The organism is Pantoea sp. EA-12, assembly GCF_030053355.1.
GTDB classification, from domain to species: Bacteria; Pseudomonadota; Gammaproteobacteria; order Enterobacterales; family Enterobacteriaceae; genus Pantoea; species Pantoea vagans_C.
The window spans coordinates 89344-95451 of sequence record NZ_JASGBY010000021.1; the positions used below are offsets into that span (position 1 = coordinate 89344).

The 6108-nt window shown below is 52.0% G+C and carries 6 protein-coding genes; 4 read left to right on the forward strand and 2 right to left on the reverse strand.

All coding sequences use genetic code 11. The features are described 5' to 3' along the window. Positions 1-93: 93 nt before the first annotated feature. Together mreB and csrD are read right to left on the reverse strand one after the other, a co-directional pair. Positions 94-1137, reverse strand: coding sequence for a rod shape-determining protein MreB (gene mreB / locus QMZ30_RS23440; RefSeq protein WP_007891976.1), 1044 nt, complete (start codon positions 1135-1137; stop codon positions 94-96). Positions 1138-1447: 310 nt separating this feature from the next. Next, positions 1448-3394 (reverse strand): RNase E specificity factor CsrD, encoded by a 1947-nt coding sequence (gene csrD / locus QMZ30_RS23445; protein WP_039331584.1) that lies wholly within the window; start codon positions 3392-3394, stop codon positions 1448-1450. Positions 3395-3719: 325 nt separating this feature from the next. On the opposite strand from csrD, the gene msrP reads away from it, so the two are divergent. The 4 genes from msrP to QMZ30_RS23465 all read left to right on the forward strand — a co-directional run. Beyond that, positions 3720-4724, forward strand: a complete 1005-nt coding sequence (gene msrP / locus QMZ30_RS23450) for a protein-methionine-sulfoxide reductase catalytic subunit MsrP (protein ID WP_283229075.1) — start codon at positions 3720-3722, stop codon at positions 4722-4724. Next, positions 4725-5327 (forward strand): protein-methionine-sulfoxide reductase heme-binding subunit MsrQ, encoded by a 603-nt coding sequence (gene msrQ, locus QMZ30_RS23455; protein WP_283229076.1) that lies wholly within the window; start codon positions 4725-4727, stop codon positions 5325-5327. A 232-nt stretch (positions 5328-5559) separates the two neighbouring features. Next, complete coding sequence (gene aroQ, locus QMZ30_RS23460) at positions 5560-6012, forward strand: type II 3-dehydroquinate dehydratase (protein WP_007891972.1); 453 nt, start codon at positions 5560-5562, stop codon at positions 6010-6012. Positions 6013-6033: 21 nt separating this feature from the next. Beyond that, a partial coding sequence (locus QMZ30_RS23465) for a DUF8684 domain-containing protein (RefSeq protein ID WP_502921463.1) occupies positions 6034-6108 on the forward strand: 75 nt, incomplete at its 3' end.

Below are 6108 nucleotides of genomic sequence, written 5' to 3' on the forward strand. Positions count from 1 at the left end.
CGCCTCCAGGGCTGGACGCATCACGCCGTCGTGCGCAGCGTCGATTGGCGCGACTCCCTGCGCAATTTGACCACGGTCTCAGCCGATGAGGAATTACTCCTCGCTGAACAAATCGCCGCCATGCATGTCGATCATTTCCAACGCTTTACCACCGCCACGCGCGACACAGGTCAGCGGATCTTCTGCTACGACAACCGGAATACCGGTCTCTTCCATCAGCAGGCGATCGAGATTACGCAGCAACGCGCCACCACCGGTCAGCACCATACCGCGCTCGGAGATGTCGGAAGCCAGTTCCGGTGGGCACTGCTCCAGCGCCACCATCACTGCACTGACAATACCGGTCAACGGTTCTTGCAGCGCTTCAAGGATCTCATTGGAGTTCAGTGTAAAGCCACGTGGTACACCTTCTGCCAGGTTACGGCCACGCACTTCAATTTCGTGTACTTCATCACCCGGATAAGCAGAACCAATCCCGTGTTTAATGCGTTCCGCAGTGGCTTCACCAATCAGTGAACCGTAATTGCGGCGTACGTAATTAATGATAGCTTCATCGAAGCGGTCACCACCAATACGTACAGATGAAGAGTAGACCACGCCGTTCAATGAGATCACGGCGACTTCAGTGGTACCACCACCGATATCCACCACCATTGAACCCGTTGCTTCTGATACCGGCAAACCAGCACCAATTGCAGCAGCCATTGGCTCTTCAATCAGGAAGACTTCACGTGCGCCTGCACCCTGTGCAGATTCACGAATCGCACGGCGCTCAACTTGAGTGGCGCCTACTGGCACACAGACCAGCACGCGTGGGCTTGGACGCATGAAGCTGTTGCTGTGCACTTGTTTGATAAAGTGCTGCAGCATTTTCTCGGTCACGAAGAAGTCGGCAATCACACCGTCTTTCATTGGACGGATAGCCGCGATGTTGCCAGGCGTACGGCCAAGCATCTGCTTCGCGTCATGGCCTACTGCCGCTACGCTCTTTGGAGAGCCAGCACGGTCCTGACGGATAGCAACTACGGAAGGCTCGTTCAGCACGATGCCCTGTCCTTTTACGTAAATCAGGGTATTCGCGGTACCCAGGTCAATGGACAAGTCATTGGAAAACATGCCACGAAATTTTTTAAACATACTAAGGGATAATCCTGCAAGCTGGGGGCGGAAAATAAAATCCGCCTACTTTACCAACCACGCGAAGCCGCCACAAGGCGCAAAAACGTTCTGCTCCGGTGAAAAAACACGCTGAATAATTTTTTGGGCCGATTCGCTTATCCCTGGCCACCGTTAAATAGCGCTAAGTCGCCCTATCAAACGCCAATTTACCCACCTGTTGCGGGCAAATTTCGACATAAAATCTAACATTTCCAGCCAGCAGAATTCAGTGGACTGAAATGAATAAGGCAGAAAAAACGCTGTTAGTGCGTCATCACGCGCCGAAGCACTAAATTCGATAACGTTGTGAGTGTTTTTTCACATTACTGTTTACCGGTAAGGAAGGTGCAAAGAAGTCACCCTGCCCACCTGAAACCCCTAATCCTGCCAGCGTTTGCCACTCGGCACGGGTACGTACCCCGGCAGCGAACACTTGCGTCTGCGTCGACTTACAGACTTCGAGTAAGCTTTGCACAAACAGCTGATTCTCAGTACGGCGTTCGATATTACGTACTAAACCAGGATCAAGCTTGATCACTTCAATGGGGAATTGCTTGATGTAAGCACTGCTCACCACCGTTAAGCCCGCCTGATCCACCGCAACGCGACAGCCAAATGCCGTCAACATACGGAAAACTGGCACTAAACGATTGATGTGTTGACAAACATCCGCCTCAGCAAGTTCAAATAAAAAACGATTTCTTTGCGATTTCGTACACTGCAACAGTAAATTTTGCAGCCAACGCTGGAACGGGCGCTGCAATAATGAATCAATATTCACGGGTAACGCCAGCGTTTCATCCGGCCAGACTTCAGAAAGTGCGGCAATACGCGTCACGAGTTGGCGATCCCAGCTATCGGTGAGACCGAGTTGTAACACCAACGGCATAAATTCGGCGGAAACCACCTCTTTATCGCCATCAAATACGCGGGCCAGCATCTCACGGTGATGAACTTTGCCGTCTAATAACACCGCCGGTTTCTGGTAAAGGCGTGGCCCGCCACGGTTGAGTGTATTTTCCAGTAGGGTCCGCCAGCGCACGCTGCCACGCCCCATGTCTAAGGTATTGCCCTCACCCACTGACCAGCTGTTTCCTCCCTGCAGTGCTGCACGGCGCGTGGCCATCTCCACATTTTCCATCACCTGAGGCACGCTCTGGCCGCTACGCCAGGCGCTGATACCGATGTGAATGAGATCATCACGGTCCACCATGCGCATCGGCGGCAGCGAATCGACCGCGTTGATTAACTGATCGGCGATGCTGTTGGCCTCTTTCAGAGTGCGATGCGGCAACAATACGGCGAAATCACTGCGGAAATAGCGCGCCAGCAATGCGCCTGGATAGCGCAAGACAAATGTCGACAGCATGTTGATTAGATCAAACAGATACTCATCCACCAGCGTGGGGCCCAGTGTTTCGTGCAATACGTCGAGATCCGGCAGGCGTACCATCATCACCACACCGTGGGTGCCAACGTCTTCCTGATCTTCCAAAAGGGTAGCCAGTTGGTTATCAAAGAACAGTCGGTTGTTGAGGCCAGTACGTGAATCCTGCGCGGCAAAGGTGCGAATCAAAGTATCAATACGCAGACGCTGCTCGCCGGCTTCCTGCAGATCGTTAAGCAAGGTGTCGATGGCACGGCTGGCTTTGGGCGGCCACTCGCTGTAATGCTCAACATGAGGAGCCCGCTCACCGGCCAAAATACGATCAGAACGATCTTCCAGGCGTTCCATGTTCTGCCAGCGACGGTTGATCCAGCGATGCGTCATGATCAGCAGCGCTGACATAATGGCGACCACAGAAAACAATGCAATCAGCGTGTAGGCTCCCGTAAAGGATCGGAACCAGGTTTTTGCAGGATCGAGTACTACCACGCGTAGCTCAAGGCCAGGAGAGTGCAATAAAGGAATATCAAACTGGATGAAGCGATTGGGCTCATCTTCCAGCATCGGATTTTCATGTCGATTGAGCTGAAAGACCACGGTGTTACCGTTATGCATCTCGATTTGTTCGGCATTAATAACCGGCATCAAGCGCGTTAGCCACTGTGTGAGTTCTTGCGGTGATTGCGCCGCGAGTGCTTTGTCGACTTCGGTTGCCAACGTATTCACCCGCGTTTCCACGCGTTGCTGTGATAGCCAGATAAAACTAAAAGCGCAGCCCACCAGCATCAGTAACATCGCCAGTAAGCTTAATAATGTAATAAACGCAGAAAACTTTGTTGTTAATCGCATCCCTGTGCCTGTATCACTGCGGTTATGAACGGTCGCTATCCGTTAGCGCCAGCCTGCTCATTGGCGCAAACCTGAGCAAAATATCACAAATCATTGTCTGAATCAGCGGCATCTGCGAATCAAAATCATGCGGTGCGCTATGCTAATTTACCCTGCGGCGCGAGTATAGCGCCAAAGTGTGATGGCCTGCGTTTTCTGCGGCCTTTTTCGTCCTATTCTCAACAGAATCCCCCGCCAGGAAATTTCATATTTTTCTGGGTAAATTGGCGTGATAGCTGGCCTTTACGCATGCTAAGTGCAAGTTACTTTTTCGCTGGAGAAAGCCATGAAGCTGAAGCAATTACTGACCGAAGCCGACATCACACCAGAAAGCATCTTTAATATGCGTCGCCGTCAGGTTTTGAAAGCACTGGGACTGGGCGCTGCAGCAGCCAGTTTACCCGGCGTGGCACAGGCTGATGTGCTGAGTTGGTTCAAGGGGAACGATCGCCCGCCTGCGCCTGCGGGCCGCGATCTGCAATTCACCAAGCCAGCTGAATGGCAGGCGGATTTGCCGCTGACGCCGTTTGATAAGGTCTCTGGTTACAATAATTTTTATGAATTTGGCCTGGATAAAGCCGATCCCGCAGCCAACGCAGGAACGTTGAAAACCGAGCCGTGGCAGTTGCGCATTGAAGGTGAAGTCGCAAAGCCGGTGACGCTGGATATGGACGACATCTTTAAACGGTTTGCTATGGAGCAGCGCATTTATCGTATGCGATGCGTGGAAGCCTGGTCGATGGTCATCCCGTGGGTCGGTTTTGAGCTGAATAAACTGCTCAAACTGGCGGAACCTACCAGCAATGCGCGTTTTGTCGCTTTCCAGACGCTCTATGCACCGGATCAAATGCCTGGCCAAAAAGACCGCTTTATCGGTGGCGGGCTGGATTACCCTTATGTAGAGGGGTTGCGCCTGGATGAAGCGATGCATCCCCTCACGCTGCTCAGCACTGGAGTTTATGGCAAAGCGCTGCCACCGCAGAATGGCGCGCCGATTCGTCTGACGGTGCCATGGAAATACGGTTTCAAAGGCATTAAATCTATCGTCAAGATTACCCTTACGCGCGATCAGCCACCCACGACCTGGAGTCAAATCGCCGCCAATGAATACGGCTTTTATGCCAATGTGAACCCGCACGTCGATCATCCACGCTGGTCGCAGGCCACTGAACGCTTTATTGGTTCCGGCGGTATTCTTAACGTGGAACGCCAGCCTACACTTTTGTTTAACGGCTACGCTAAAGAAGTGGCATCGCTCTATCGTGGGCTCGATTTACGGGAGAACTACTGAGTGCGACTGACGTTACGGCAAATCACCCTACTGAAAGTGGTGCTGCACCTGGCGGCCTTTCTGCCGTTTGTTTATCTGTTTATGGCCGCCAGCCAGGGTTGGCTGAGTGCCGATCCGGCAAAAGATATTCAGCATTTTACCGGCAGAATGGCGCTGAAGTTACTGCTCGCCACGCTACTTGTCAGCCCTTTGACGCGCTACCTGAAACAACCGCTGCTTATTCGCACCCGACGCCTGTTGGGCGTATGGTGCTTTGTTTGGGCCTGTTTGCATTTAACCAGCTATTACCTACTGGAACTGGGGTACAACCATCTGCAATTGCTGGGCAAAGAGATCGTTTCTCGCCCCTATCTGTTACTGGGTATGATCTGTTGGTTGGTGCTGTTTGCCCTGGCGATTACTTCGTTTCAACGTGCGCAGCGCAAACTCGGTCGCCGCTGGCAAACCTTGCACAATGGCATCTATCTTGTCGCGATCCTCGCACCTATCCACTATCTTTGGTCAGTAAAGGTCTTCTCACCTCAGCCTTGGATTTACGCACTGCTGGCTTTGGTATTGTTAGGCTGGCGTTACAATAAGTTGCGTAATCTTCTTCGCCGATAATCCCCGCAAGGTTGTTTTCCTGTCACGAGATCTGTTAAAAGGTGTGGCCTCAGGGCCGCATCCGATCAACTTCGCAGATAAGACCAGTATTTTGCTGCGAATTGCGACGAAACGGATATAATGCCCGGCTTTATTGCAAGCGAAGTCGTCTTTTTCACTCTCAGGAGTGACAAACGGCAGATGTCGCGGTATTTTACGCGATGCCTCACTGATTGCAGGAGATAGCAGCAAGATGGCGCACAAATTTCACATACTGCTTTTGAACGGTCCCAATTTGAATTTGCTGGGAACGCGCGAGCCTGACAAGTATGGTCACACCACGCTGGCACAAATCGTCGGCGATCTGACACAACAGGCTGACCAGCACCATGTGAAATTGAGTCATTTGCAATCGAACGCTGAGTTTCAGTTGATCGATCGTATTCACGAGGCCCGTGGCAATGTGGATTACATCATCATCAACCCGGCGGCGTTCACGCACACCAGCGTTGCACTGCGTGATGCGCTGTTGGCGGTAAGCATTCCTTTTATTGAGGTGCATCTCTCGAACGTGCATGCACGCGAACCGTTCCGGCATCACTCCTATCTTTCCGATGTATCTGCCGGCGTCATTTGTGGACTTGGCGCTGATGGATACTCGTGGGCTTTACAAACGGCAGTAAAACGCCTGTCACATTCCAATTAAACAGAGTACGGAACCACACTCATGGATATTCGTAAAATTAAGAAACTGATCGAACTGGTTGAAGAGTCTGGCATCTCCGAGCTGGAAATCTCCGAG